Origin of the sequence: Arthrobacter sp. CJ23 (assembly GCF_024741795.1) — a bacterium.
GTDB lineage: Bacteria > Actinomycetota > Actinomycetes > Actinomycetales > Micrococcaceae > Arthrobacter.
On sequence record NZ_CP102950.1, the window covers coordinates 2,245,453 to 2,271,650 of the forward strand.

The following is a 26,198-nucleotide window of genomic DNA, read 5'->3' on the forward strand; positions in this document are numbered from 1 at the left end:
CGGCAAACCACCTAATTCCCCTTCACTCATTCAGCCCGAAAGGCCAATTCCCATGAGCTCAGACGCCACCATCCCCGTCATCCTGGGCGGTGCCCGTACGCCGTTCGGCCGTTTTCGTGGCGGGCTGGCGTCCCTTTCTGCCAGCGAGCTCGGCGCCCACGCGATCCGGTCAGCCCTGGAACGTGCCGGTGTGGCCCCGGAGCAGATCGACGCCGTGGTGGTGGGCCAGGTCATCCAGGCCGGCGCGGGCCAGGGCCCGGCCCGGCAGGCCAGCCTCGGTGCCGGGATCGGCTGGGACGTGCCCACCGTGACCGTGAACAAGCTCTGCCTGTCCGGCCTGACCGCCGTCATCGATGCCGCCCGGATGATCCGCGCCGGCGAGGCCGATTTCGTGGTCGCTGCCGGGCAGGAATCCATGACCAACGCCCCGCACCTGGTCAAGGGCCTGCGCGCCGGCGTCACCATCGGGGACACTCCCATGGCCGACTCGCTCAACCACGACGGCCTGCAGGATCCCTTCAGCGGGGAGCTGATGGGCGCCGCCACCGACGCCGGGAACGCCACGCGCGGCATCGGCCGCGAAGAACAGGACGAGGTCGCTGCCCGCTCGCACCAGCGCGCCGACGCCGCCCGTGCAGCCGGGATCTTCGACGCGGAAATCGCTCCCCTCACCATCCCGCAGCGCAGGGGTCCGGAACTGACGGTCGGCACCGACGAGGGCATCCGCCCCGGCACGACGGCGGAGGCCCTCTCGGCGCTCAAGCCCGCCTTCTCGACGGCGGCGGACGCGAGCATCACCGCCGGTTCGGCGTCGCCGCTCTCGGACGGTGCCGCCGCCGTCGTGATCGCCAGCAAGGCCGCGGCCGAAGCGGCCGGGCTTTCATGGATCGCCGAGATCGGGGCGCACGGCCAGACCGCCGGCCCGGACGGCTCCCTGCATTCGCAGCCGTCCCGGGCCATCGAGGCCGCGCTCAAGCGCGAGGGCCTGACGGTGGATGAGCTGGACCTGATTGAGATCAACGAGGCCTTCGCCTCCGTGGTCATCCAGTCGGCCAGGGATCTGGGCATCGGAACGGAGCGCATCAACGCCGACGGCGGCGCGATCGCCTTGGGGCACCCGGTGGGCGCCTCGGGTGCCCGGCTGGTGCTGCACCAGGCCCTCGCGCTGCAGCGTGCAGGCGGCGGGACCGGCGTCGTCGCCCTGTGCGGCGGCGGCGGCCAGGGCGACGCCTTGATCCTCAAGGGAGCCAAGTGAGCACGGCCCTCTGAACTGGCCCCCTGAATCGAGGCACATCGGCCAGAATTCGGTTGCCCCCTGGAGCGCGCAGGTATTCTATTGAATGGAACTGTGGGGCAGGCGCAAAGGAGCCGGGCATGGCCAATTCGGCATCGGGGGATTCCGTGGTGGACCGCGTGGTGCGGGTCATCGCGGCTTTTCCCGAAGGCGTCGCGGTCCTGCAGTTGTCCGAGCTCGCGGAACGTGCGGGGCTTCCGCTGAGCAGTGCGCACCGGCTGGTCCGCCAGCTCGCCGACCACGGGCTCCTGGATCTCGGCGACGGCGGAAACATCGGCCTGGGCATGCGGCTGTGGGAGCTCGTCAACAGGAATTCACCCACGCTTGCCTTGCGCCAGGCGGCCATGCCGTTCATGGAGGACATCCAGCAGGTCTTGAGCAGGAACGTGAACCTGGCGGTCCTGGATGGCTGGGAGGCTCTGTTCGTGGAGCGGCTCTCCAGGCGCGGATCCGTGGCCAACCGTGCCCGTGTCGCGGGCCGCATGCCCGTGCATGTCTCCTCGGCCGGCCTCGCCTTGATGGCCAACCAGCCTCGCGAACTGCAGGCGGAGTACCTCCGGCTGTTCAATGACCCGGCCGGCAAGGTGACCGCCGGCGTCGTGCGCCAACTGCTTGCCGAAACCGCCCAGCAGGGCTATGCGCAGCTCGCGGGCGCAGTGGATCCGGACACCTGGAGCATCGCCGTGCCCGTGGTGGACGGCAAGCGCCGCACGGTGGCGGCCCTGGGCGTGGTGCTTCCGTTGGCGGAGGCGCGGCCGCAGGCCTTGGTACCTGCGCTCCAGACGGCCGCCCGGGGCATCGGGCGGCAGCTGGACAAGCTGCGGCAGGGCTAGCAACTTCCGTTCAACGGAATCCAGCTTACGGCGACCCTGCGGCCTGGGCCACACTGGTGGCAGAAGTCCACCGCACCTGCCGCGCCGACCCGGCAGGGTCCGCAACGAAGCGAGGAACACCATGGCACGCACCACCGTCACCACCCAAGTCGCCATCATGGGTGCAGGCCCTGCCGGGCTGATGCTCTCCCATCTGCTGGCGAAGCGGGGCATCGACTCCGTGGTGGTGGAAATCCGCAGCCGCAAGGAAATCCAGGAGACGGTCCGTGCTGGCATCCTGGAGCACGGCACCGTGAATCTGCTGGTGGACTCCGGAGTCTCGGACCGCGTGCTGCGCGAAGGCGACCGGCACGATGGCATCGAGCTGCGGTTCAACGGCGAAAGCCACCGGATCGACTTCAAGGAACTCGTGGGAGAGTCCGTGTGGCTCTACCCGCAGACGGACGTGTTCGCGGACCTTGCCGCCCGGCGCGAGGCCGACGGCGGCGACGTCCAATACAGCGTTACCGACACCACCGTGCACCACCTCGAAGGCAAACCGAAGGTCCGGTTCACAGACGCCGAGGGCCGGGAGTTCGAGATCCAGGCGGACTTCCTCGTTGGCGCCGATGGTTCCCGCAGCCACTGCCGGCGCCAGGTGCCGGAGGCCGCGCGTACCCAGCATTTCCATGAGTATCCCTTCGCCTGGTTCGGCATCCTCACCGAAGCCCCGCGCAGTGCCGACGAACTGATCTACGCGAACTCGGAGCACGGTTTCGCCCTGGTCAGCCAGCGCACGGATACGGTCCAGCGCATGTACTTCCAGTGCGACCCGGCGGAAAATGCGGCCGACTGGGACGACGAGCGTATCTGGACCGAACTCCGCAAGCGGGTCAATGGCAACGGCTTTGAGCTGAAGGAAGGCCCTGTGATCGAGAAGATGGTGCTGCCGTTCCGTAGCTTTGTCCAGTCGCCCATGCGCCACGGAAACCTGTTCCTGGTCGGCGACGCCGCGCACACCGTGCCGCCCACCGGCGCCAAGGGCCTGAACCTGGCCATCCACGACGTGAAGGTCCTTTTTGAAGGCCTGGAGTCCTTTTACGCCAGCGGCTCCACTGCGCTCCTGGATTCTTACAGCGACCGTGCCCTGGACCGAGTGTGGAAGGCGCAGCACTTCTCGTATTGGATGACCTCCATGCTGCACAGCATCCCCGGTTCGGACAACTTCGGCCGTGCGCGGCAGCTCGGCGAGCTGAATTCGGTTGTCGCCTCCAAGCACGGCATGGCCTACCTGGCTGAGTCCTATACCGGCTGGCCGGGCACGCGGTAATCCCGCAGGACGGCCCGACGGCGGCATGGGCGGATTGACTGCCAACGTCACCGCTGATTCACCTCACCTCGCCACAACTGGCGAGATTCACCCGAAAGGAGCCAGCCATGCTGGACCAACCAACATCCGTGCATCCCGACGAAGATGAGCTTGTGCCCGCCGCTGAGCCACACGCCGCGCATGCATCGTCGGATGCCGCCGCGCATACCCAGACGGATCTCAGTGCCGAGATCAAGGGCATCGGCGGCCGCTACGCCGAGGCCGTCAGGAACGGCGCAGCGCCGGAGACCCAGCCGCGCCTGGACTATGCGCCGTACCGCAGCAGCATCCTGCGCCACCCCACCAAGAGCCTGCACCACGCGGACCCGGAGACCATCGAGCTGTACTCGCCCGCGTTCGGCCACCAGGACGTGCACGCGCTGGAAGCGGACCTGACCATCCAGCACAACGGCGAACCGGTCGGTGAACGCATCATCGTCGCAGGCAAGGTGCTCGACGGGGACGGCCGCCCGGTGGCCGGGCAGCTCGTGGAGATCTGGCAGGCCAACGCCGCGGGCCGCTACATCCACAAGCGCGACCAGCACCCCGCCCCGCTGGACCCCAACTTCACCGGCGTCGGCCGCTGCATCACCGGCCCGGACGGCTCCTACCGCTTCACCACGATCAAGCCCGGCGCGTACCCGTGGAAGAACCACCTGAACGCCTGGCGCCCGGCGCACATCCACTTCTCGATGTTCGGCACGGAGTTCACCCAGCGCATCGTCACCCAGATGTACTTCCCGGGCGACCAGCTCTTCCCGCTGGACCCCATCTACCAGTCGATCGTGGACCAGGACGCCCGGGACCGGCTCGTGGCCCGGTACGACCACGAGCTGACCAGCCCCGAATGGGCCCTCGGCTACAGGTGGGACATCATCCTGAGCGGCTCCAAACGGACCTGGACGGAAAACGAAGCCTTCGGCGACGCCGGGGACGAGGAGTAGGCACATGAGCACCCTGACACCCACCGCTTTGACACCCACACCGGGCCAGACCGTCGGACCGTTCTACGGCTACGCCCTGCCCTTCAGCAAGGACAACGAGCTCCTGGCCCCGGGCAGCCCCGGCAGCATCCGCCTGCAGGGCACCGTGTACGACGGCGCCGGCCACGCCATCCCGGACGCCATCCTGGAGATCTGGCAGCCCGACGCCGGGGGCAACATCGTCCGGCGCACCGGTTCCCTGGTCCGCGACGGCTACACCTTCACCGGCTGGGGCCGCGCCGCGGTGGGCAACACCGGGGTGTACACCTTCACCACGGTCAACCCCGGCCCCACCAAGCCCGGCGGGGCGGCGTTCATCTCCGTGGCCGTGTTCGCCCGCGGCCTCATGAACCGCCTCTTCACCCGGATCTACCTGCCGGAAAACGAGGAAGCCCTCGCCAACGACCCGCTGCTGTCCTCCCTGGACCCGGAACGCCGCCGGACACTCATCGCCCGCCGCGACCCCGACGGAGGCCTCAGCTGGGACATCCGCCTGCAGGGCGGCGACGAGACCGTGTTCCTGGACTTCCAGCAGGACGGTTCGCCCGATATCAACCAGGACGCCCCGGCATGAGCGACGATCAGATCCGCAGCGAAGTAGGCCAGACCGACAAACGGTGAAGGACCCCGGGGATGCCCCGGCCATGCCGCAGGTGACCGGTCGCCAGCAAACCCTTGAACGTCTGATCGCAGCAGGGTTAGCATGGCGCGCACCGATGCCGATCACTTGGAGGAGACAGCCATGGGCGAGGCAACTGCAGAGGGGTCATCAGCGGAGCTGATGGTCGACCTGATCATCTCCCTGGACGGCTACGCCTCGGCCGAGGGTTGGCCCGGGTGGTGGGGCCTGGAGGGGCCGGAGTACCTGGCTTGGCTCGAGGAGGAAGGGAAGAAGGACTACACCTTCCTGATGGGCGCGAACACCTATCGGGTCATGTCCAGCATGTCCGAGGAGGCCGCGGCCGATGACTCGGTATTCTCCGAGACCGAGGGGGCCAGCCTGGCCGGCCTGGCCGCCGTGCCCAAGGTCATCTTCTCCTCCACCCTGCAGCCGCCCCTCGTCTGGCCCAACTCGGAGCTGGTCGCCGGGGACGCGGTGGAGGCGGTGAGGGAGATGAAACGGAGCAGGACCGGGACCCTGAGCACGCTCGGCAGCCTCAGTCTCGCCCGGTCCTTGCTGACCGCCGGTCTCGTGGACAGGTTCCGCCTGGTGGTCTTCCCGGTGATCACGGGCCGCACCGGGCGGGAACGCATCTATGACGGCTACCCGGATGTTGCGCTGGAAATGGTGGACAGCAGGACCTTTGACGGCCGCTCCCAGCTGCTTGAATATGTCCCCACCGTCATCAGCGGTCCGCCGGGCAGCGCCCCGGCGTGAACTGACGCCTAGCGGATCACGCGATAGCGCACGTGTGTCACCAGGCCGGTGCCGCTCACGTCCGTCGGTTCAAGCCTGAGGTTTTCGACGCCGTCCAGGAGCCGTTCGCCCGCTCCGAGCATGATCGGTGCGATGTGGAGCCGCAGCTCGTCGATCAGCCCTGCCGATAGGTATTGGCGGGCGGTTTCTGCGCCGCCGGCTATGGCGACGTCCTGGTCGGCCGCCGCCGCCCGCGCCTGGGCCAAGGCAGACTCGATCCCGTCGGCCACGAAGTGGAACGTTGTGCCGCCGTCCATCACCAGGGGAGGGTGTGGATGGTGCGTGAGAACGAACACGGGGGCATGGTAGGGCGGCTCGTCACCCCACCAGCCGCGCCAGTCCTCATCCCACACCCCCGGCCCGGGGCCGGCGAACATGTTGCGGCCCATGATGTAGGCGCCCGACGAGAGGATGCCCTGAATCGCCGCTGCGTTGGCCTCGGGTTCTTCGAACATTCACCGGTGCAGCTCCTCTCCGCCCTCGCCCAGGGGGTTGGCCGGGCTCTGATTCGGCCCGGCGAGGAATCCGTCGAGGGAAATCGTTAGATCGCACGTGACGCTGTTCATGGGTTCCTAGCCTTCCTGGCCCCGGGCACGCAGTTCGCGCCGGAGGATCTTGCCCGACGCCGACTTCGGGATCGCGTCGACGAACTCAACGAACCGCACACGCTTGAACGGCGCGACGTGCCCGGCAACGAACTCCATGACCTCCGTGTCCCCGAGCCCGGCCCCGGCCTGCCGGACGACGAACGCCTTGGGCACCTCTTCGCCGTCGTCCGCGTGGACTCCGATCACCGCTGCGTCCGCAATCTGCGCATGGGTGAGCAGCAGCGCTTCGAGCTCGGCCGGCGCGATCTGGTACCCCTTGTACTTGATGAGCTCCTTGAGCCGGTCGACGATCGTCACGACGCCGTCGGCCGTGACCGTCGCTATGTCTCCCGTGCGGAGGAAACCGTCCGGGTCCAGCGTCGCAGCCGTCGCGTCTGGCCGGTTGAGGTAGCCCAGCATGACCTGCGGGCCCCGGACCAGGAGCTGCCCGGGCGCGCTGGGGCCCTCCGCGGGGGCCTCCATCTCCTCGTCCGTGACCGGGTCCAGGAGCTTGCATTCGGTGTTCGGCACCGTATAGCCGACCGAAGCGAGGGGCACCTTGTTGCCTGCGTCGATCGGAATGAGATGCGAGACAGGGCTCAGCTCGGTCATGCCGTAGCCCTGGAGCATGGTGCAGCCCAGCCGGTCCGCCACGGCGTTCCCCAGTTCGCCGTCGAGCGGCGCAGCCCCGGAGAGGGTGGCGCGGACCGATGAGAGCTCGTACTGGTCAACGAGCGGATGCTTCGCGAGCGCCACCGCGATGGGCGGGGCGATGAACAGGAACGTGCAGCGGTGGTCCTGGGTGATGCGCAGGAACTCCGCGAGGTCGAACTTCGGCATCGTGACCAGCCGGGCCCGCTCCACGAAGGCGAGATTCAGCAGGACCGTCATGCCGTAGATGTGGAAGAACGGCAGGACGGCCAGCAGCACGTCGTCCTGGTTGACGCCCAGTAGCGCGCGCGACTGGGCGACGTTCGCGACGAGGTTGTGCTGGCTGAGCATGACGCCCTTCGGGGTGCCGCTGGTGCCCGAGGAATAGGGGATGACGGCCGCTGCGTGCGGATCGATGCGCACGTCCGGAGCCGGGAGGCCCGCACTGAGCGCCTCAAGCAACGAAGGATGCCCGGAAGCGGCAGCCGCGTCACCGCCGTCGAGCACCACGAGGTGTTGCGCCGGGATGCCCGCCGCCTGCGCCGCGGCCTGGGCCCGCTCGAGGAAGGGCGAGATCGTGAAGAGCCATGAGGCGCCCGCGTCCGTGAGCTGGCGGCCGGCTTCCTCGGCGGTGTACAGCGCGTTGATGGTGGTGACGGCGGCGCCGGCACGGAGGATCCCGTGGAAGACGACGGCGAACGCCGGGATGTTGGGGCAGAACAGGCCCGCCGTGGTCCCCGGCCCGGCCTGCCGGTTTGCGAGCCAGCCGGCCAGGGCGTCGATGCGGGCGACGAGCTCGCCATAGCTCGTCCCCGCGCCGCTTGCGCCGTCCACGAGGGCGATCCTGTCCAGGTCCTGCGCGCCGAGCCCGCCGAACAGGTAGTCGTAGAGCGTGGACTCGGGGATCTCGACGTCGGGGTACGGGCTGGTGAACATGGCGGCTCCTTCGGCGCGCGACGGCGGGGGATCGCCGCCGTGCGTCCATTACACCCGGTGCGTATCGCCGGGACAAGGGGCCCGCCTATTCGGCGGACGGTCTTCGCCGCAGCTGTTTCGTCGCCGAGCGCTGGTTCTTTGTGGTGAGGCGGCGGCGGTTCGAGCCCCGGGTGGGCTTGGTGGGCCGGCGGGGAGCGGCTTCCGGAGCGAGTCCTTCCGCCACCAGTCCTGCGAGCTTGGCCAGGGCCGTCTCGCGGTTGCGCAGCTGCGAGCGCTGCTCTGAGGCGGTCACGGTGATGACCCCGGCGATGAGGCGGTGCCCGAGGCGCGTGAGCAGCATCAGCCGTTGGCCGTCCGAAAGGGCCGCCGAGCCGGTTATGCTCCACGAGAGTTCGACGCGGCTGTCCGTGGTGTTGACGTGCTGACCACCTGGCCCGGACGAACGCGAGAACCGCCAGCCGAGTTCCGACGCCGGAATCGTGAGCGCGGGCGACACGTCAAGATCCATGGAACAAGAGTTGCACAATGGGGGCATGATCGAAGCATCCCGCTGCCAACGGCCGGCCTGGCGGTGATGACCCTACTTCGTCATCCCGGGGTGGACCGGGACGAATTCGATGCCTTGCTGGATCTTCTTTTTGGGTCCATGGGAGAAGCCTTTGGCATCGAGCTGGTTGCCGGCCCTGTAGGCGGCCAGGGCTGCGTCGTAGATTTCGTTGAGCCGCCGCCCGGTGAGCACTTCCTGGCTTCCATCGCTGAAGATGATGATGGACACTGCGGCGCTGTTCGGAAAGTGCCTGTTCATGCGGATAAAGCCCTGGGCGTCCTGCTGGAGAGTAATCAAGGTGGTTCACGCTTTCAGATTCGGTGACCTCCAGTCTGGCCTACGTGCCGGCGGCGATGTGTCGCAGTGCGAAGGGCCGGTTCGCGGGGCTGCGGATTCCCCACCTCAGTACGTAACATTGAAGCAATTACAGGCATCAGCTTGCGAAGTTTAGAGAAAAGGAATATTGACCTTGTCCCTCGAAACATTGCCCGTCCTCGACTTCTCCCAATTGAACGCGGGCCCGGAGGCAGCGGCCCTCTTCCGCGACGATCTGCGCAATGCCATGCATGAGGTCGGCTTCCTCTACCTGGCCGGCCACGGCATTCCGCAGGAGCTGACGGACGCCATTCTGGACATCTCCCGGCGCTTCTTCGATCTGCCGGAGGAACAGAAGCTCGCCATCGAAAACGTCCACAGCCCGCAGTTCCGTGGCTACACCAGGGTGGGCGGCGAACTCACCGACGGCGGCATCGATTGGCGCGAGCAGATCGACGTTGGCGTCGAACGGGCCGCCATCCCGCCGGGACCGGACGTCGCGGACTACTGGCGGCTTGAGGGACCGAATCTGTGGCCGGAGGCGCTTCCCGAAATGCGGCAGATTGTCGGGGAGTGGACCGATCGGCTCAGTGCCATTTCGCTCAGCCTCCTGCGCGCCTTGGCCGTGTCCCTCGGAGCCCCTGAGGACACCTTCGACGCAGCCTTCGCCGAGCGGGCCTTCCCCTTGCTCAAGATTGTGCGCTACCCGGGGGAATCCAACCCGGAGCCCAAGCAAGGGGTGGGTTCCCACCGGGACGGCGGCGTGATCACGCTCCTGCTGGTGGAGCCCGGAAAGGGCGGGCTCCAGGTCGAGTACCAGGGGACCTGGATCGACGCACCCCAAGTGCCGGGAACCTTCGTTGTCAACATCGGCGAAATGCTGGAGCTGGCCACCAACGGCTACCTCAAGGCAACCCTGCACCGCGTGATCTCGCCCCTTCGCGGCACCGACAGGATCTCCCTGCCCTTCTTCTACAACCCGGCGCTGGACGCCACCATGCCGCAGCTGGCCGTGAGTCCCGAGTTCCAGTCGCGGGCACGGGGCCTCTCGGTTGACCCGACGAACAGCCCCATCCTGGAAACCTACGGGGACAACGCCCTCCGCTACCGGCTCCGGGCGCACCCGAACGTCGTCGCCGTCCACCACGCGGACCTGCTTGGTGGCTGAGTGGCGGGGCGCTGGTCAATCGGAGTTTGACCGCCCGGGGCGGGTCGCTGGGTAGCCGGCGCGGCGCAGGCCATTTTTTACGCAGGAACTGTTACGCAGGAACTGCCGCCCGCTTTTGCCTTATGCGCAGGTAAGGCTAACCTAAATGGTCGTTACGTTCCTGTGCCCGGCAAAGCATCCACCGGGCGATCCCTCTAGGCGGTTCCTTTTGCGTGTATTCAGCCGGTCCACCACGGTCCTCGGACTGGTCGCTGTGCTCTCCCTGACTGGCTGCGGCTTCAAAAGTGCCCAGGGCGGCGCCGCCGGCAGCGCGCCGGACCCTGGGCAGCGGATTGTCGTAGACAACTTCCGCGCTCCCGTGGCCAACTGGGCGCCGGAGTCGGACGCGGCCTACATCCTTTCCCTTTCGGGATGCCTGGAAACACTGACCAAGTACGACCACGCCCAGGGGAAGGTTGTTCCTTTCCTGGCCGAGGAATGGAAGCAGGTCTCGCCCGTGGAATGGGACTTCAGCATCCGCGACGGCGTGAAGTTCCAGGACGGCACCGAGCTGACGGCCGAGGCTGTGGCAGCTTCCCTCCAGCATGTTCTCGATGCCAAGGTGCCCGCCAGGGCCTTCAACCGGACCTCCATCAGTTCCGTCAAGGCCGTGGATGGCGGCACCGTCCGGGTCACCACGCCTGGGGAGAGCCCGCTGGTCCCGTACCGCCTGGCAAGTGTCAACACCGGCGTCCTGGCACCCGCCGCCTACAAGGACGGAACCGTGGACCCCTTCGGCCACTGCACCGGCCCCTTCACCCCCGTCTCGGAGAAGCCCAAGCAATCGCTGACGTTGGACCGCAACGAGAACTACTGGGGCGGCAAGGTCCAGCTCGCCGGCGCAGAGGTGCGTTTCATCACGAACGGTGCCACCCGGGCGGCCCAGGTGCAGACCGGTGAGGCCGACGTGTCCCTGTCGATCCCGGCGGCAAGCCTATCCGGACTCAAGGATGCCCCGAATGTCAGCGTCCTGAAGGCCGATTCGTCGCGTACCGCGACCCTGTACCTGAACAACGGCCGGAAGCCGCTCGACGACGTCAACGTGCGGAAGGCTCTCCGCTCGGCCCTCGATCTGGACGCCCTAGCCGCGAGCGTCTACGAAGGTGCCGCTCTGCCTTCCACGGGACCGTTCGCGCCTTCGGAGCCGTGGGCGGGGGAAAAGTTCAGTGCGCCGCGCCAGAACGTGGACGAGGCGAAGGCCCTGCTCGCCGGGGCAGGCTACACCCCGGAACGGCCGCTGGAGATCATCGCCATCGTGGAACGCGCGGAATTCGCTGACGTGGCGACCGTGATCCAGGAAAACCTCAAGAACATCGGCATCCCGGTGACAGTCCAGGCGAAGGAATACGCCGCGGCGGAGCCGGACGTGCTCGCTGGCAACTACGACATGCTGCTCAGCCAGCGGAACCGCCTCATCGACATCGCGGACCCTATCGGTTTCCTCACGGCCGACTACACTTGCAAGGGCAGCTACAACCTGAGCCACTTCTGCGATGCGGACTACGACCGCATCATCAGCGAGGCAGGCAAGGCCAGCAACCCCGAGGAGCGTTACGGCCTCTACTCGCAAGCCGGGCAGATCCTGGAGTCCAAGGCCGTCAACGTGTGGCTCGTGAACGAACAGGCCACCGACGCCATCCGCAGCAACGTCCAGGGCTACGTGCAGGACCCCCTGGCCCGGTACGTCCTGACCGCACAGACAGCGAAGACGGGATCCTAGCGGGTCCGAGGAACACGGATGCTCTCCTTCATGGCCAGAAGAACGGCGACTTTGGTGGTCGCCGTTCTTCTGTCGTCCTTCGCGGTGTTCCTGGTTCCCTACGTGACGCCGGGGGATCCGGTGCGCAAAATCATCCGGTCCCGGGTGGCAGGCGACGTCGTCGATGAATCGACCGTCCAGGCGCTCGGCATGAGCCTGGGGCTCCACGATCCGCTCCCGGTCCAGTACTTTCGCTGGCTTGGCGGCCTGCTCGGCGGAGACATGGGGCTTTCCCATGTCAGCCGGACCCCCGTGGTGGAACAAGTGATGCCTGCGCTCGCCGTCACGCTCAGCCTTGTTGTGCTGGCACTCGCCGCGGCAGTCCTGGTTTCCTTGCCGCTGGGCATGGCCTCGGCCCTCCGTCAAGGACGGAAGACGGACAAGATCATCACCACGGTCACGCAGTCCTTCATCGCCATGCCCGAGTACTGGCTGGCCCCGCTGCTTGTCCTGGTGTTCGCGCTGAAACTTGCCGTACTTCCCTCGGCGGGCTGGAACGATGCATCCTCCGCCGTCCTGCCGGCGGCCGCCCTTGCCCTGCGCCCCATCAGCTACTTCACCTCCGCGGTACGCACCGGAATGATCGACGCCCTTGAGGCGGAGCATGTCCCGGCGGCCCGCGCCCGGGGGATGAGCCAGGCCCAGGCCATCCTCAGGCATGTCGTTCCCAACGGCCTGCTGCCTCTGGCCACCCTGGTTGCGGTGTGGTTCGCCGGCCTGCTGGGCGGCTCGGTGATCGTGGAGGTCATCTTCGCCGTTCCCGGAATGGGCCGCTTGCTGTACGACGCCGTGGTCAACAGCGACATCCCCCTGGCCCAGGGAGGCGTCGTGGTGGTCGTCGCCCTGGCCGTTGCGGTGACCACCCTTGCGGACTTCGTCCACCGATTCCTGAGCCCCAAAGCCGGAGGTGCCCTTGCGTAGCGGATCAGCAACCGACCGTGCCGCCGTCGTCGTCCTCGCCCTCGTTGTGGTTGCGGTGGCCGCCGCTCCGTGGCTGACGCCGTATCCGCCGGAGCAGCAGAACCTCCTGGCCCGGCTTTCGCCGCCCAACGGGGCCCACTGGTTGGGGACGGACCACCTTGGACGGGACAACCTCAGCAGGCTGCTCGACGGCGGCCGCTTCTCCATGCTGATGGCCGCCGTGGCGACTCTCCTGACCGGACTCCTGGGCATCGTGATCGGGATTGCCAGCGCACGCCGCCGGGGCTGGCTGGATGAGATCTTCACCCGCACCAACGATGTCCTCCTGGCCCTTCCCGAGATGGTGGTGGCGCTGTTCATCGTCGCGGCCATGGGGACCAGCTTCCAATCGCTCCTTGTGGCGCTGACGGTGACCGGCTGGACGCCCTTCGCCCGCTTGGCGCGTACGCTGGCCTATGATGTCTCGGCGCGGGGATTCGTGGAGGCCGCACGCGTGGTGGGCTGCCCACCGTCGTTCGTTGTTTTCCGGCACATCCTCCCGCACCTGGCCGCCCCTATGCTGGGGCAGGCCACGCTGAGGTACGGGCAACTGCTCATCGGCGTTGGAGCCCTGTCCTACCTGGGCCTCGGTGTCCAGCCGCCGCAATCGGACTGGGGCTCGATGCTCGCCGCGGCCCAGCCCTTCGCGGACCGGGCGCCGGTGGGGATCATCGCGCCGGGCCTGGCCATTTTCGTCGTGGCCCTGTGCGTCACGTTGATCGGACAGCGCGCCGCCCACATGGCAGCCACTCCGCTCCTTCTGCCGGCGGGGAGCCGCTGACCATGCCGGAACAACTCGTCATCGAAGACCTGCACGTCAGCAGCGTCCAGGCCTCCCGCGGCATCCTTTCAGGCGTCAGCCTGGCCGTTGAGCCGGGGGAATTCGTGGCATTGGTGGGCGGATCGGGCTCCGGCAAGACCATGACGGCGATGTCGGCCCTGCGCCTGCTGCCGGAGCAACTCAGGATCGAATCCGGCTCCATCCGCCTTGGCGGAACCGAACTCTCCACGGCCGGTGAAGCGGAGCTGAACAGTGTCCGCGGCGGCAGGCTCGGCATGCTGTTCCAACAGCCCAAGAGGATGTTCAACCCCGCGAAGACCATCGGCAGCCACCTCCGGGAACCGTTGGCCATGCACGCCCGTCTCCGCGGCGCACACGCAAAGGCCAGGACCCTGGAACTGCTGGCCGAGGTCGGATTCGAGGACCCTGCCTGGGGCGCCAAGGCGTACCCGCACCAGCTGTCGGGCGGGATGGCACAGCGGGCCATGACGGCCCTTGCGCTGGCAGGACAACCGGGCATCCTGCTGGCAGACGAGCCGACGTCGGCCCTGGACAAAGTGCTGGAACGGCAGATCCTGCAGCTGCTCGACCGAGAGCGGGGCGAACGCGGACTCGGCGTCCTGTACATCACCCACAACCTGGCCTCCGTGGCCGCCTTCGCGGACCGGGTGCTGGTCATGGACGGCGGGCAGATCGTGGAGTCAGGGCCCGCCCCGCAGGTCCTCAGCCGGCCGCGGACGGAATACACCCGGCAGTTGCTCGAGGCCTCCACCCTGCTGCCGGCCACCAGGGGCCAGACCCAAGCCGCGGCCGGAAACGTCCTGGACCTGGACCGGGTGGTGAAGCGCTTCGGCCCTGCCAGGGGTGGCGCGCGGGCAGCCCTGGACAACGTCTCCCTGCAGGTGGAGCGGGGCGAGGTCCTGGGTGTGCTAGGCCAGTCGGGGTCGGGAAAGAGCACCCTGGCCCGGCTGATTGTCGGCCTCGAGGACATCAGCAGCGGGACGATCAGCCGTTCCCTCGAGCCTGGCGTGAAGCGCGGCCGGGTGGCGACCGCCGTGCAATTGGTCTTCCAGGAGCCGCACGATTCCTTCGACCCCAGGATGACGCTCCGGGCCAGCCTCGAGGCTCCGCTGCTGCAGCGCAAGGACCTCAACGCAAGCACCCGTGCGCTCAGGATCGAGGAGGTCATGGCAGAGGTCGGCCTGGACACCGAGATGCTTGGCAGGCGGCCAGCCCAGTTCTCCGGCGGGCAGCTGCAACGGGTCACGATTGCGCGGGCTCTGCTGCTGGAACCGGAAGTGCTGATCTGCGACGAGGCAACGTCCGCCCTGGATGCCTTGACCCAGCGCACCATCCTGAACCTGCTGCGCCGCCTCCACCAGGACCGGGGGCTCTCACTCGTCATGATCACGCATGACATGGACGTTGTGCGGCATATGTGCGACCGTGTGGCGGTCCTTTACCAAGGGCGCCTGGTGGAAGTTGCCGAGACCACCAGCTTCTTTGCCGATCCGCAGCACGAGCACAGCAAGGATCTGGTGTCGGCGGCGATTCCCTGCCGCGGACTGCACTTGAAGAAGATCACGGTCGGCCAGGACACCGCGGCCGTGTAGGCTGCGGGGCTTTCCCCGAACCGTTGAGTACCCCGCCGCCCGGGAGTAATGTGGCCCCCACCCCCAATCCGCATCACCCTGACGGGAGCGACCATGCTGTTTGTGAGACGTCGACTGGCTGCCATCACAGCCGTTCTGGCCATGAGCGTAACGAGCGGGGCGGTCATCAGCCCCGCGTTCGCCGATCCCCGGGAAACTGAAAAGACCGCCACCGCCACCGGCTTCGGCGGTGCGGTGAGCACCGTGGATCCCGAGGCGTCCGCCGCGGCCCTCGAGATCCTCCGCAAGGGCGGCAACGCTGCGGACGCCGCCGTTGCCGCGGCCGCGACCCTGGGCGTTACCGAGCCCTACAGCGCCGGGATCGGCGGTGGCGGCTACTTCGTGTTCTACGACGCCGGGACCGGCCAGGTCGGCACCATCGACGGCCGCGAGGCAGCGCCGGCGGCGATGCCGCACGATGCGTTCATCAACCCGGCCACCGGCCTGCCCTACCGCTTCACGCCCGAGCTTGTCACCAGCGGCGTCTCCGTGGGCGTCCCCGGCACACCGGCCACCTGGGAGCGCGCGCTCGCGCGTTGGGGCACCTTGAACCTCGGCGATGCCCTCCAGCCGGCCATCAAGGTGGCGACCCGTGGCTTCGTGGTGGACCAGACATTCCGCCAGCAGACCCTGGACAACAAGCCACGCTTTGAAGCCTTCACCTCCACCAGCAGTCTCTTCCTCCCCGGCGGCGACGCGCCCGCCGTCGGGAGCGTCTTCCAGAACCACGACCTGGCCGCGACGTACCGGCTCCTCGCCAAGCAGGGCACGGACGGCTTCTACGGCGGCCCGCTCGCGGCGGAGATCGCCGCCACGGTCCAGGCGCCGCCGAAGACCGCCACCACCACGCTGCCCGTCCCCGTCGGTCACATGACGACGGCGGACCTGGCCGCGTACCGTGCCCTGGACCAGGCGCCCACGCACGTGGACTATCGCGGCCTTGACGTCTACGGCATGGCGCCGTCGAGCAGCGGCGGCACCACAGTGGGCGAGGCGCTGAACATCCTGGAAACCTTCGACGTCGCCGGAATGTCCACCCCGGCCGCCCTGCACCACTACTTTGAGGCCAGCGCGCTCGCCTTCGCGGACCGCGCCAAGTACGTGGGGGACCCCGCCTTTACCGATGTCCCCACCGCGGCGCTCACCGACGCCGTGTTCGGCAAGGAGCGCGCGTGCCGGATCGATCCGCTGCACGCGGCCGCCAAGCCGGTCCTGCCGGGTGATGTGTCCGCGTACGACGGCGTGTGCCCGGCTGCCGTTGCGGCGCCCGCCGAGGAGAAGGACACCGAGAACATTTCGACGACGAACCTGACGGTCGCAGACAAGTGGGGCAACGTGGTCGAGTACACGCTGACGATCGAGCAGACCGGCGGATCCGGCATCGTGGTGCCCGGCCGTGGGTTCCTGCTCAACAACGAGTTGACTGATTTCTCCACCGTGTATGTTCCGACGGACCCGAACCGGATCGAGCCGGGGAAGCGCCCGCGCTCCTCGATGTCGCCCACCATTATCCTCGACGACGGCAAGCCGTTCCTCGCGCTTGGTTCACCCGGCGGCTCGACGATCATCACCACCGTCCTGCAGACGATCCTCAACCGCGTGGACCGGGGCATGAGTATTTCCGAAGCGATTGCGGCACCGCGTGCCTCGCAACGCAACACGCTCAATGTCACGGCCGAGCCAGGATTCATCACCGCGCACGGAAGCGGGCTGGCGCCCTTCGGCCATACCCTGGTGCCGTCCGGTGACGCCTTCACCTCGGCCGCCGAGATCGGCGCGGCGACGGCAATCGAGTTCAGATCCGACGGAAGCATGGTGGCCGCGGCTGAGCCGGTCAGGCGCGGAGGCGGCTCCGCGATGGTGCTCAGCCCGTCGCCGTAGGGCGGGCCTCTGGCGGGCGCCGCCGAACGGGGCGAGAATGGGCTGGTGCTCCCTCATCAGACTGGCCGGGGCGGCGACGCGATCACGGGCCCCGCACGCAGGATCCAGCGCATCTTTCTCACGTTGACGCTCGGCAATACGCTTGCGGCCTCGTTCATCTGGGGCATCAACACCCTGTTCCTTTTGGATGCCGGGCTCAGCAACCTTGAGGCCTTTGCCGCCAACGCCTTCTTCACGGCCGGCATGGTGCTGTTCGAAGTTCCCACGGGAGTGGTGGCCGACGGGTGGGGGCGCCGCGTCTCCTTTCTCCTCGGCACGGTGACCTTGGCCGGGTCCACCTACCTCTACTACCTGCTCTGGCAGTTTTCCTCCCCGTTCTGGATGTGGGCGGTGGTCTCGGTGTTGCTTGGCCTGGGCTTCACCTTCTTTTCGGGTGCGGTGGAGGCCTGGCTGGTGGATGCCTTGCGCTTCTCCGGGTACGAAGGCGGGCTGGAGGTGGTGCTCGGGCGGGGCCAGATGGTGTCGGGCATCGCGATGCTGGCGGGCTCCGTGGCCGGCGGCGTCATAGCCCAGGCCACCAACCTGGGCGTGCCGTTCCTGCTGCGCGTGGGCGTGCTGCTGGCCATGTTTGTGGTGGCCTTCTGGCTCATGCGCGATGTGGGGTTCACGCCCGAACGCTCGAGCCATCCCCTCCGTGCAACGCGTGCCGTGCTCTCCGCCTCGATCGAGAACGGCTTGAAGAAGCCTCCGGTGCGCTACGTGATGCTGGCCGCACCGTTCAGTGCCGGCGTCGGGATCTATGTGTTCTACGCCCTCCAGCCGTACTTGCTTGAACTCTTCGGCGACCCGCGGGCGTATTCCGTGGCGGGCCTGGCGGCGGCCATGGTGGCCGGCTCGCAGGTGCTCGGCGGATGGCTGGCGCCCCGCGTCCGGCGCCTCGTCCACAAGCGCACCACGGTGTTGATCCTGAGCAGCATCGTGGGCGCAGTGATTCTGGTTGCATTGGGGTTCACACGGGTGTTCTGGGTGGCCCTGGCGCTGCTGGCCCTCTGGGCGCTGGTCGCCTCTGCCGGTACCCCGGTGCGGCAGGCCTACCTGAATGACATGATCGACTCCAAGCAGCGGGCCACCGTGCTGAGCTTCGATTCACTCATGGGATCCACCGGTGGCGTGGTGGTGCAGCCGTTGTTGGGGAGGGCCGCGGATGTGTACGGCTATGCCGGCTCCCTGGCGATCAGCGGCATTGTGGAACTCATCGCCATGCCGTTCCTGCTGGCGAGCCGCCGGCAACGTGCCCGCGCAGATGAATACAGCGACGCGGGCAGTGCGCCCGCTCCCTCGCCGCAGCCCGAGCCGTAGCGCTGCTCCCTGGCCTTGGCCCCGCATTCACAGCCCAATGACAGCTTCCGGACAGCGGTCCCTTGGGTGATGGCCTCATCGTGGAATGAGGGCGGCGTTAGTGACCGTCCTTCCACAGCAGCCGTTCCCACGGCGGATCGAGGAGAGCAAGCATGTCAAGAACCAAGAGAATCACGCTCGGCGTCGCGGCCGGTGCCCTGGCGCTGGGCGCAGGCCTGGGTGTCACCAGCATGGCGTCCGCAGCCACCACTCCCAGCCCGTCCGCAAGCTCGACGGCGGAGGGGACCGCTCCCGCTGACGGCCACGGCAAGCCCGGCGGCCACAGGGGCGACCGCGGCCGGATCGCGGCGGCGCTCGCCACGAAGCTCGGCGTCGACGAGGCGAAAGTCACCGAGGCGCTGCAGGCGTTCCGCGAAGCCAACAAGCCCACCACGCCGCCCACGGAGGGCACCAAGCCGGACCGTGCAGCCATGGACGCGGCGCTGGCCAAGTCCTTGGCCGGGTCGCTCGGCATCGAGGAATCCAAGGTCACCGCGGCCCTCGAGGAAATCCGCACGGGAGCCCAGGCGGAGCGCGCGGCAGCGCTCAAGACCAGGCTGGACACGGCCGTCACGGATGGAAAGCTGACCCAGGCCGAGGCCGATGCAGTGACGAAGGCGGTGGAGAACGGCATCATCGGCGGAGGCGGCCGCTAGCCTCCAACGCGGGCGGATTCCGGCCGGCTGCAGGATCCCCCGGGATGGTCCCGGGGGATCCTGCACGTCCCGCTGACGACGGCCCCAACGACGCGATGACGCCCGTGTAGACCCTACGACGCCCCTAGCGACGGCGGCGCGCCAGCCAGAAGATCAGGCCGATCACGGCTGCTGCGCCCAGCAGGACGGGTGCAAGGCGGCGCATCAGCGCCGGCAGCACGGCGGAGCCCAGATCAAGCTCGGCCGCCGAAGCGGGAGCCGCTTTGGGTGCAGTCGCGTGGGGAGCTGTGGCCCGGGGTGCAGCGGCGCCGCTCGTCGCGGCCGCCTCCCCGGTTGACGGCGCAGCGGCGGGTGAGGCTTCCGGCGCGGCCGGCTCCCCGGAAGGCGCGTCTGCCGCCAACGATTCAGGGGCTGCTGCTTCCGCGGCTTCCCCGGCCTCACCGCCCACTTTCCCTATGACGCACTGGACGAACTCCGCCAGCAGTTTGTCCGAGACGTCCTGGATGACGCCCCGGCCGAACTGGGCGGGTTTGCCCGTCACGTTCATGTCGGTGGTCACGTCCACGGCGGTGCCGCCGGCGTCGGGAGTCAGTACGGCGGTCACCGTGGCACCCGCGGTACCGTTGCCGCGTTTGTCCTTTCCCGCGGCCGAAATGACCACGGTGTGCGTGTCCTCGTTGCGTTCGACGAATTCACCTGTGCCGGAGTAGACCATGGCGATGGGCCCCAGCTTGACCTTCACTGTTCCGGTGAACTGCTCACCCTCCACGGAGGTGAGCGCTGCCCCCGGAAAGCACGGGGCAATGTCTTCCAGCTGGTTGAACGCGCGCCAGGTGTCTTCCAGCGAAGCGGGGACCACGAAATGGTGTTTGAGTTCCACGGCTTCCTTTCGCGGGACCGCTCAGAGGCCTGCGGCCGCGAGGATCGCCCGCTTGGTGAGGACCGTGGCCAGGTGCCGCCGGTAGGCCGCGTCGCCGTTGAGGTCGCTCGCCGGATCGCTTCCTTCCGCTGCATGGGCGCTTGCTGCCGCGATGGCCTCGAGCGTCAGCGGCGAGCCTGCCAGTGCCTCCTCAACCGCGGTGGCACGCAGGGGTGTGCTGGCCATGTTGGTCAGCCCGATGCGGGCCTCGGCGATGGTGTTCCCTTCCACGCGCACCATCGCGGCCACCGCGACGATGGCCCACTGCTGGGCCACGCGGGTGAACTTCTCATAGTGCGCGCCCCATCCGGTGTACTTCGGCACGCGCACGTGGGTGAGGATTTCGCCGTCGTCGAGGGCTGTGCTGAAGTAGCCCTGGAAGAAGTCCGCCGCAGCCACGCGGCGTTCCCCGCCCGGACCGGCAATGATGAACGTGGCCCCGGCGGCCAGCGCCGGCGCGGGCAGGTCGCCCGCAGGGTCCGCATGCACCAGGGCTCCGCCGAACGTGCCGCGGTGCCGCACCTGGGGGTCCGCCACGGTCGCCGTGGCCTTGGCCAGCAAGGGCACATGCTCGGCAACCAGGGGGTCGGTGGCCACCTGGTGGTGCGGGGTCATCGCGCCGATCAGCAAGGCATCGCCGTCGTCGCGCACGCCGGACAGTTCGGCGATCCGGCCCAGGTCGATCACCATGGCGGGATCGGCCAGGCGCAGCTTCATCACCGGGATCAGGCTTTGCCCGCCGGCCAGCAGCTTGACGTCGTCCCCGGCTGATCCCAGCAGGCTCAGTGCCTCGGCCAGGGTCTCCGGTGCGGCATAGTCGAATGCGCTCGGAATCATTGCACACCTCCGCTCATCTTGGCTTCTTCCAGGGCCGCCCACACGCGCGACGGCGAACACGGCATCTTGATGTCCTTCACGCCGAGGTGCCGCACGGCGTCCAGCACCCCGTTGACGATGGCCGGCGTCGAGGCAATGGTTCCGGCCTCGCCGACTCCCTTGGCCCCGAGCTGGTTGGTGGTGGACGGGGTTTCCGTCCGTGCTGTGGTGTAGTGCGGCAGGTCCGGGGCGCTGGGCACCAGGTAGTCCACGAAGGAGCCGGTGACAAGGGTGCCGGCGTCGTCATGCACGGCTTCTTCATAAAGCGCCTGCGCGATGCCCTGGGTCAGCCCGCCATGGACCTGGCCCTCCACAATGAGCGGATTGACCACTACGCCGACGTCGTCCACGCAGACGTACTTGCGGATGGTGGCCCGCCCAGTTTCCGTGTCCACCTCCATGGCGGCCAGATGGGTGCCGTGCGGGAAGGAGAAATTCTGCGGGTCGAAGGTGGCCTCGGAATCAAGGTTGGGCTCAAAACCGTCCGGCAGGCTGTGAGCGGAGAAGGTCGCCCAGGCGATCTCGCTGAGGCTGGTGGACTGATCCGTGCCCCTGACGCCGAACTTGCCGTCGGCGAATTCGATGTCCTCTTCGCTGGCCTCCATGAGGTGCGCTGCGATCACTTTGGCCTTCTCGATCACCTTGTCCGCGGCGGCGAGGACTGCCATGCCGCCGACGGTCAACGAGCGGGAGCCGTAGGTGTCGAGGCCCCGTTGCGAGATCTGGGTGTCCCCGTGCAGCACTTCGACGTTCTCGAACGGCACGCCCAGCTTGTCCGCCACGAGTTGGCTCCATGCGGTCTCGTGGCCCTGGCCATGGGCCGAGGTTCCGGTGACCACCTCGATGTTGCCCGTGGGCAGTACCCGCACCTGGGCGTGTTCCCAGCCGCCGGCGGCGTACTTGAGCGCGCCCAGCACGCGGGAAGGCGCCAGGCCGCACATTTCGGTGAACGTGGAGATCCCGATGCCCAGCTGCACGGGATCCTTCGCTTCGCGGCGCCGTGCCTGTTCGGCCCGGAGCCCCTCGTAGTCGAAGAGTTCCAGCGCCTTGGCCGTGGCGGCCTCGTAGTTTCCACTGTCGTATTCCAGCCCGGCGACGGTGGCGAAGGGGAATTCCTCGTGCGTGATCCAGTTCTTCCTTCGCACCTCGAGCGGATCCATGCCCAGTTCCACGGCGAGCTCGTCCATCAGGCGTTCGATTGCGAACGTGGCCTCCGGCCGGCCGGCACCCCGGTACGCGTCCGTCCATGCCTTGTTGGTGAAGACGTTGGTGCACTCGAAGCGGTATGCCGGAAATTTGTAGATTGCGTTGTACATGAAGGCGCCCAGGATGGGGATCCCGGACGACACCAGGCCCAGGTAGGCTCCCATGTCCGCCAGCAGCCTCACGTCCAGGCCGGTGACGATGCCTTCCTTGGTGGCCGAGAGCCTGAGTTTCTGCACCTGCGCCCGGCCGTGGTGGGCCGCCATCAGGGACTCGCTGCGGGTCTCGGTGTACTTGCACGGCTTGCCGGTGTGCCTGGCCGCCAGCACGGTGATGGCCTCCTCGGGGGTGACCTGGAGCTTCCCGCCGAAGCCGCCACCCACATCGGGGGCGATCACCCGCACCTTGCTTTCGGGAATGCTGAGTGTCAGTGCCAGCAGGAGCCGCAGGATATGGGGGATCTGGGTGGCCGACCACACGGTGATCTGTTCGCCGGTGGGGTCCACCACCGTGGAGCGCGGTTCCATGAAGGCGGGGATGAGCCGCTGCTGGTGGAAGGTGCGCTCAATGAGGACCTCGGCATCGGCGAGCGCCTCACTGACGGGTTTGCCCGTGCCGGCCTCGCCCGAGTCAAAGACCCACGTGGCCGACTTGTTGGATTCCAGGTCCGTATGGGCCAGCACCCGGTCCGTGGCAGCCTCCTCCAGGTCCAGGACAACGGGCAGCTCGTCATAGCTGACGTCCACCAGCTCGACGGCGTCGCGCGCCGCCGCAGCGCTGCGGGCGATGATGCAGGCAACCACTTCGCCGGCGAACGCTACCTCGTCGACGGCGATCGCCGGATGTGAGGGAGCCTTCTGCTCGGCCGTGATGGGCCAGACATTGGGCAGGCCGCCCTGTTCCGCCGCGACGTCGCTTCCCGTGAGGACGGCCACGACGCCGGGGGAGGACTTCGCCGCGGAGACGTCCACGGAGGTGATCCTGGCATGGGCGAAAGGACTGCGCACCATGGCAAGGTGGAGCATTCCGGGAAGGACAATGTTGTCCGTGAACTTGGAGCGGCCCGTGATGAAGTGGGAGTCTTCTTTGCGCAGCCGGGGCCGGCCGACTTCAGCGGTGGTCATGCCACACCTGCCGTTTCCGTAGCGCCATTGTCCGAAGCCATGGTTCCGTCCGCGGCAGCCTGGACTGCCGCAACGATGTTCTGGTAGCCGGTGCAGCGGCAGAGGTTCCCTTCCAGGCCGTCCCGGATTTCCTGTTCCGAGGGATGCGGATTTTCCTGGAGCAGGGAGGCGGACTGCATGATCATCCCCGGCGTGCAGAACCCGCATTGCAGTGCATGGCATTCGTGGAAGGCCTGTTGCAGGGGAGCGAGCTTGCCGTCCCGGGCCAGGCCCTCGATGGTGGTGACGCTGTGGCCGTCCGCCTGGACGGCGAACATGGTGCAGGACTTCACGCTGGTCCCGTCCAAGTGGACGGTGCAGGCGCCGCAATTGGTGGTGTCGCAGCCAATCAATGTTCCGGTCTTGCCCAGCCGTTCGCGCAGGTACTGGACCAGCAGCAAGCGCGGCTCGACGTCGTCGGTATGGCTGACATCATCGACTTCGACGGTGATCGTTTTGGAACTAGCCATTGGGATCTCCTCTCGTCTGGGAGGACGAGCTCGAATGCCCGGCATCCAGTCTGATGTGACACAGGTTACCCCAAGGCGGAGGGTGGCGCCTTAGCTGGACCGAAGTTCTTGTGCGGCCGCCTCATGGTCGGCGTCGGCCATGGGTTCGTGGTGGATCCGGGCGTCCATGGTGCTCAGCCTGCCGCCGGCTCCGCCCCAGTGCAGCGCAATGATTTCGGCGGCAATCGAGACTGCCGTTTCCTCCGGTGTCCGTGAGCCCAGGTCCAGTCCGATGGGGCTGGAGAGCCTGGCCAGTTCATCCTCGTTCAGCCCCGCCTCGCGCAGCCTGTCCATGCGGTCGTGGTGCGTGCGGCGTGAACCCATCGCGCCAACATAGGCAAGATCATGGCGCAGGGCCACTTCCAAGAGGGGGACGTCGAATTTGGGGTCGTGGGTGAGCACGCAGACCACGGTGCGGTTGTCCACCTGTCCGGCGTCGATTTGGGCCTGGAGGTAGCGGTGCGGCCAGTCGACCACCACTTCGGCGGCCTGCGGGAACCGGGCGGCCGTGGCGAACACCGGCCGGGCGTCGCAGACCGTGACCCGGTAGCCCAGGAAGCTGCCCTGCTGGGCCACGGCGGCGGCAAAATCGATGGCACCGAACACCAGCATCCGCGGCTGGGGGGCGAAGCTGACGGCGAAGACGCGCATCCCTTCACCGCGCCGCTGCCCATCGGGGCCGTAGCTGAGGGTGGCGTTGCGGCCTGTGGCCAGCAGCCCCTGGACGTCGTCGGACACGGCATGGTCGGCCCGGTCGCTGCCCAGCGAGCCGCTGAAGCCGTCCGGCCGGACCACCAGGTGCCTGCCCAGCCAGGCCGGATCCGGGTGCTCGATCACGGTGACCGCGGCCACGGGCCTGCCGGCGGCGACGTCGTCGGCCATTTCCACAAGCTGCGGAAAGGTGGCCGTGGAGACGGGCTCCACAAAGATGTGTAGGATCCCGCCGCACGTCAGGCCCACCTCGTAGGCGTCGTCGTCGCTGATGCCGTAACGCTGCAGCACCGGGCGGCCCTCGCGGGCCACCTCGGTGGCCAGTTCGTAGAGCGCGCCCTCCACGCAGCCGCCGGACACCGAGCCCACCGCCCGGCCGTCGGCGTCGACCATCATGGCCGCGCCGGCCGGCCGGGGCGCCGAGCGGAAAGTCCGCACCACGGTTCCGAGCCCCACCGTGCGTCCGGCCGCCACCGCGGCCACCAGATCATCCAGCACCTCACGCATTGGCCATCACATCCAGCAACTCCTCGAAGCTCCGCATTGAGTGTCCCCCTATGAATACGTCAACGTGCGGCAGTACCGCCCTGATTCCCTGCTGCACGGGTTCGTAACCGACTTTGCCCCGGTGCGGATTGGCCCAGATGACGCGCCGGGCCACGTGGTGCAGCCTCTCCACCTGGCGCCCCAGCTGGGCCGGGTCGCCGCGCTCCCAGCCGTCGCTGGCAATCACGACGACGGCGCCCCGGGCCGTGACCCGCTGCCCCCAGCGGTCGTTGAACGCCCGCAGCACGTCCCCCAGCCGGGTCCCGCCGGACCAGTCGGGAACGGTGCGCCCGGCCAGGGCCAGGGCGTTGTCGGCGTCGGGCACCCGCAGGGCCGCCGACACCCTCGTCAGCCTCGTTCCCACGGTGAACACCTCTACCTGGTGGGGCGCGGCGGTCACCACCCGATGGGCCAGCCGGAGCAGACTGTCGGCGTAGGGGGCCATGGAGCCCGAGACATCGATCAGCCAGAGGACGCGGCGGGGTTTGCGCGGAGCCGTGGCGCGGCGCAGCGGCCCCGGTTCACCGCCGCGGCGCAGTTGGCTGCGCAGCGTCCGTACCCGGTCCACCTCGCCATGGTGGTCCGCGCGCCGCCGCCTCGACTGCCGGCTTGGCAGCCGCACCTGCAGCTCCTCGAACATCCGGTGCAGCAGTTCCCGCTCCGCATCATCGAGGGTGGCCACGTCCCGGTGCCGCAAGCGTTCACGGCGGCTCGCGAGCGCCCGCAGTTGCTCCTTCGCGCCGCCCGCGCCGCCGTCGTCGTTGTCCAACGCCGCGGCGCTGACCCGGCCCGCCGAGGCCTCCAGCCGGGCAGCGGACGACTCGTCCATTGCGAACCAGGCCTCGAAGACGCGCCCGTAGGCCGGCAGGTCCTCCGGCGACGCGCATAGCGTTGCCCGGCCGGCCCAGAAGACGCCGACGGGTTTCGCCAGCGAGAGCCTCCCGACGGCGTCGACGAAACTGCGCGCCCGGTCCGCCGTGACCTTCACTCCAGCCCCACGCACGGCGGCGGCGAAGGCCAGGAGGATCTCCTCGGCGCTGTGCTGTCCGGGGCCTTGATGTCCGGC

At 68.1% G+C, this 26,198-nt stretch carries 23 protein-coding genes and 1 pseudogene; 14 read left to right on the forward strand and 10 right to left on the reverse strand.

Going from position 1 to position 26,198, the window contains the following annotated elements; translation table 11 throughout:
• The first annotated feature begins 52 nt into the window (after positions 1-52).
• From NVV90_RS09875 to NVV90_RS09900, 6 genes are all read left to right on the forward strand, one after another.
• The gene (locus tag NVV90_RS09875) at positions 53-1,255 is read left to right on the forward strand and encodes an acetyl-CoA C-acetyltransferase (protein ID WP_258440967.1); all 1,203 of its coding nucleotides are present in this window, start codon (positions 53-55) and stop codon (positions 1,253-1,255) included.
• Between the two features lie 119 nt (positions 1,256-1,374).
• The gene (locus NVV90_RS09880) at positions 1,375-2,127 is read left to right on the forward strand and encodes an IclR family transcriptional regulator (RefSeq protein WP_258440968.1); all 753 of its coding nucleotides are present in this window, start codon (positions 1,375-1,377) and stop codon (positions 2,125-2,127) included.
• A 121-nt stretch (positions 2,128-2,248) separates the two neighbouring features.
• The gene (locus NVV90_RS09885; RefSeq protein WP_258440969.1) at positions 2,249-3,436 is read left to right on the forward strand and encodes a 4-hydroxybenzoate 3-monooxygenase; all 1,188 of its coding nucleotides are present in this window, start codon (positions 2,249-2,251) and stop codon (positions 3,434-3,436) included.
• Positions 3,437-3,543: 107 nt separating this feature from the next.
• Complete coding sequence (pcaH, locus tag NVV90_RS09890) at positions 3,544-4,419, forward strand: protocatechuate 3,4-dioxygenase subunit beta (protein WP_258440970.1); 876 nt, start codon at positions 3,544-3,546, stop codon at positions 4,417-4,419.
• Positions 4,420-4,423: 4 nt separating this feature from the next.
• On the forward strand, positions 4,424-5,032 hold the full coding sequence (gene pcaG / locus NVV90_RS09895; RefSeq protein ID WP_258440971.1) for a protocatechuate 3,4-dioxygenase subunit alpha: 609 nt from the start codon (positions 4,424-4,426) through the stop codon (positions 5,030-5,032).
• A gap of 168 nt (positions 5,033-5,200) precedes the next feature.
• Positions 5,201-5,836 (forward strand): dihydrofolate reductase family protein, encoded by a 636-nt coding sequence (locus tag NVV90_RS09900; RefSeq protein WP_258440972.1) that lies wholly within the window; start codon positions 5,201-5,203, stop codon positions 5,834-5,836.
• An 8-nt stretch (positions 5,837-5,844) separates the two neighbouring features.
• Here NVV90_RS09900 and NVV90_RS09905 read toward each other — a convergent pair.
• From NVV90_RS09905 to NVV90_RS09920, 4 genes and pseudogenes are all read right to left on the reverse strand, one after another.
• Positions 5,845-6,441 (reverse strand): annotated as a pseudogene (locus NVV90_RS09905) (dihydrofolate reductase family protein).
• A gap of 6 nt (positions 6,442-6,447) precedes the next feature.
• Positions 6,448-8,049, reverse strand: coding sequence for an AMP-binding protein (locus tag NVV90_RS09910; RefSeq protein ID WP_258440973.1), 1,602 nt, complete (start codon positions 8,047-8,049; stop codon positions 6,448-6,450).
• Between the two features lie 85 nt (positions 8,050-8,134).
• Positions 8,135-8,557, reverse strand: a complete 423-nt coding sequence (arfB, locus tag NVV90_RS09915) for an alternative ribosome rescue aminoacyl-tRNA hydrolase ArfB (RefSeq protein ID WP_258440974.1) — start codon at positions 8,555-8,557, stop codon at positions 8,135-8,137.
• A 72-nt stretch (positions 8,558-8,629) separates the two neighbouring features.
• Entirely contained in the window at positions 8,630-8,893 is a 264-nt protein-coding gene (locus NVV90_RS09920) for a hypothetical protein (RefSeq protein WP_258440975.1), read from the reverse strand.
• Between the two features lie 172 nt (positions 8,894-9,065).
• On the opposite strand from NVV90_RS09920, the gene NVV90_RS09925 reads away from it, so the two are divergent.
• The 8 genes from NVV90_RS09925 to NVV90_RS09960 all read left to right on the forward strand — a co-directional run bounded on the left by NVV90_RS09925 (position 9,066) and on the right by NVV90_RS09960 (position 19,205).
• Entirely contained in the window at positions 9,066-10,079 is a 1,014-nt protein-coding gene (locus NVV90_RS09925; RefSeq protein ID WP_258440976.1) for an isopenicillin N synthase family oxygenase, read from the forward strand.
• A 145-nt stretch (positions 10,080-10,224) separates the two neighbouring features.
• On the forward strand, positions 10,225-11,838 hold the full coding sequence (locus NVV90_RS09930) for an ABC transporter substrate-binding protein (RefSeq protein WP_258440977.1): 1,614 nt from the start codon (positions 10,225-10,227) through the stop codon (positions 11,836-11,838).
• A gap of 18 nt (positions 11,839-11,856) precedes the next feature.
• Positions 11,857-12,798 carry an ABC transporter permease gene (locus tag NVV90_RS09935; protein ID WP_309304109.1) on the forward strand — a complete coding sequence of 314 codons (942 nt, stop codon included), beginning with the start codon at positions 11,857-11,859 and terminating at the stop codon, positions 12,796-12,798.
• Complete coding sequence (locus NVV90_RS09940) at positions 12,785-13,618, forward strand: ABC transporter permease (RefSeq protein ID WP_258440979.1); 834 nt, start codon at positions 12,785-12,787, stop codon at positions 13,616-13,618. The genes NVV90_RS09935 and NVV90_RS09940 overlap by 14 nt, the downstream gene beginning before the upstream one ends.
• A gap of 2 nt (positions 13,619-13,620) precedes the next feature.
• Positions 13,621-15,231: an ABC transporter ATP-binding protein gene (gene nikE / locus NVV90_RS09945; RefSeq protein ID WP_258440980.1), complete on the forward strand. Its 1,611-nt coding sequence runs from the start codon at positions 13,621-13,623 to the stop codon at positions 15,229-15,231.
• A 93-nt stretch (positions 15,232-15,324) separates the two neighbouring features.
• A complete protein-coding gene (ggt, locus tag NVV90_RS09950; protein ID WP_258440981.1) occupies positions 15,325-17,151 on the forward strand; it encodes a gamma-glutamyltransferase in 1,827 nt (608 codons plus the stop codon).
• A gap of 45 nt (positions 17,152-17,196) precedes the next feature.
• A complete protein-coding gene (locus NVV90_RS09955) occupies positions 17,197-18,510 on the forward strand; it encodes an MFS transporter (RefSeq protein ID WP_396125376.1) in 1,314 nt (437 codons plus the stop codon).
• A 152-nt stretch (positions 18,511-18,662) separates the two neighbouring features.
• Entirely contained in the window at positions 18,663-19,205 is a 543-nt protein-coding gene (locus NVV90_RS09960) for a hypothetical protein (RefSeq protein WP_258440982.1), read from the forward strand.
• Positions 19,206-19,329: 124 nt separating this feature from the next.
• Here NVV90_RS09960 and NVV90_RS09965 read toward each other — a convergent pair whose 3' ends face one another.
• From NVV90_RS09965 to NVV90_RS09990, 6 genes are all read right to left on the reverse strand, one after another.
• Positions 19,330-20,085, reverse strand: a complete 756-nt coding sequence (locus NVV90_RS09965) for an SRPBCC family protein (RefSeq protein WP_258440983.1) — start codon at positions 20,083-20,085, stop codon at positions 19,330-19,332.
• A gap of 21 nt (positions 20,086-20,106) precedes the next feature.
• Positions 20,107-20,961, reverse strand: a complete 855-nt coding sequence (locus NVV90_RS09970; protein ID WP_258440984.1) for a xanthine dehydrogenase family protein subunit M — start codon at positions 20,959-20,961, stop codon at positions 20,107-20,109.
• Positions 20,958-23,327: a xanthine dehydrogenase family protein molybdopterin-binding subunit gene (locus tag NVV90_RS09975; RefSeq protein WP_258440985.1), complete on the reverse strand. Its 2,370-nt coding sequence runs from the start codon at positions 23,325-23,327 to the stop codon at positions 20,958-20,960. The genes NVV90_RS09970 and NVV90_RS09975 overlap by 4 nt, the downstream gene beginning before the upstream one ends.
• Positions 23,324-23,836, reverse strand: coding sequence for a (2Fe-2S)-binding protein (locus tag NVV90_RS09980; protein ID WP_258440986.1), 513 nt, complete (start codon positions 23,834-23,836; stop codon positions 23,324-23,326). Before NVV90_RS09980 ends, NVV90_RS09975 begins: the two co-directional genes overlap by 4 nt.
• 90 nt (positions 23,837-23,926) lie before the next feature.
• Positions 23,927-25,093, reverse strand: coding sequence for an XdhC family protein (locus NVV90_RS09985; RefSeq protein WP_258440987.1), 1,167 nt, complete (start codon positions 25,091-25,093; stop codon positions 23,927-23,929).
• Positions 25,086-26,135 (reverse strand): VWA domain-containing protein, encoded by a 1,050-nt coding sequence (locus NVV90_RS09990; protein WP_258440988.1) that lies wholly within the window; start codon positions 26,133-26,135, stop codon positions 25,086-25,088. The genes NVV90_RS09985 and NVV90_RS09990 overlap by 8 nt, the downstream gene beginning before the upstream one ends.
• Positions 26,136-26,198 lie beyond the last annotated feature (63 nt).

Bases quoted from the DNA above. Each gene is read 5' to 3' on its own strand.
- NVV90_RS09875 (WP_258440967.1), top strand. From the start codon at position 53: ATGAGCTCAGACGCCACCATCCCCGTCATCCTGGGCGGTGCCCGTACG.
- NVV90_RS09880 (WP_258440968.1), top strand. From the start codon at position 1,375: ATGGCCAATTCGGCATCGGGGGATTCCGTGGTGGACCGCGTGGTGCGG.
- NVV90_RS09885 (WP_258440969.1), top strand. From the start codon at position 2,249: ATGGCACGCACCACCGTCACCACCCAAGTCGCCATCATGGGTGCAGGC.
- pcaH (WP_258440970.1), top strand. From the start codon at position 3,544: ATGCTGGACCAACCAACATCCGTGCATCCCGACGAAGATGAGCTTGTG.
- pcaG (WP_258440971.1), top strand. From the start codon at position 4,424: ATGAGCACCCTGACACCCACCGCTTTGACACCCACACCGGGCCAGACC.
- NVV90_RS09900 (WP_258440972.1), top strand. From the start codon at position 5,201: ATGGGCGAGGCAACTGCAGAGGGGTCATCAGCGGAGCTGATGGTCGAC.
- NVV90_RS09910 (WP_258440973.1), bottom strand. From the start codon at position 8,049: ATGTTCACCAGCCCGTACCCCGACGTCGAGATCCCCGAGTCCACGCTC.
- arfB (WP_258440974.1), bottom strand. From the start codon at position 8,557: ATGGATCTTGACGTGTCGCCCGCGCTCACGATTCCGGCGTCGGAACTC.
- NVV90_RS09930 (WP_258440977.1), top strand. From the start codon at position 10,225: ATGGTCGTTACGTTCCTGTGCCCGGCAAAGCATCCACCGGGCGATCCC.
- NVV90_RS09935 (WP_309304109.1), top strand. From the start codon at position 11,857: ATGCTCTCCTTCATGGCCAGAAGAACGGCGACTTTGGTGGTCGCCGTT.
- nikE (WP_258440980.1), top strand. From the start codon at position 13,621: ATGCCGGAACAACTCGTCATCGAAGACCTGCACGTCAGCAGCGTCCAG.
- ggt (WP_258440981.1), top strand. From the start codon at position 15,325: ATGCTGTTTGTGAGACGTCGACTGGCTGCCATCACAGCCGTTCTGGCC.
- NVV90_RS09960 (WP_258440982.1), top strand. From the start codon at position 18,663: ATGTCAAGAACCAAGAGAATCACGCTCGGCGTCGCGGCCGGTGCCCTG.
- NVV90_RS09970 (WP_258440984.1), bottom strand. From the start codon at position 20,961: ATGATTCCGAGCGCATTCGACTATGCCGCACCGGAGACCCTGGCCGAG.
- NVV90_RS09975 (WP_258440985.1), bottom strand. From the start codon at position 23,327: ATGACCACCGCTGAAGTCGGCCGGCCCCGGCTGCGCAAAGAAGACTCC.
- NVV90_RS09980 (WP_258440986.1), bottom strand. From the start codon at position 23,836: ATGGCTAGTTCCAAAACGATCACCGTCGAAGTCGATGATGTCAGCCAT.
- NVV90_RS09985 (WP_258440987.1), bottom strand. From the start codon at position 25,093: ATGCGTGAGGTGCTGGATGATCTGGTGGCCGCGGTGGCGGCCGGACGC.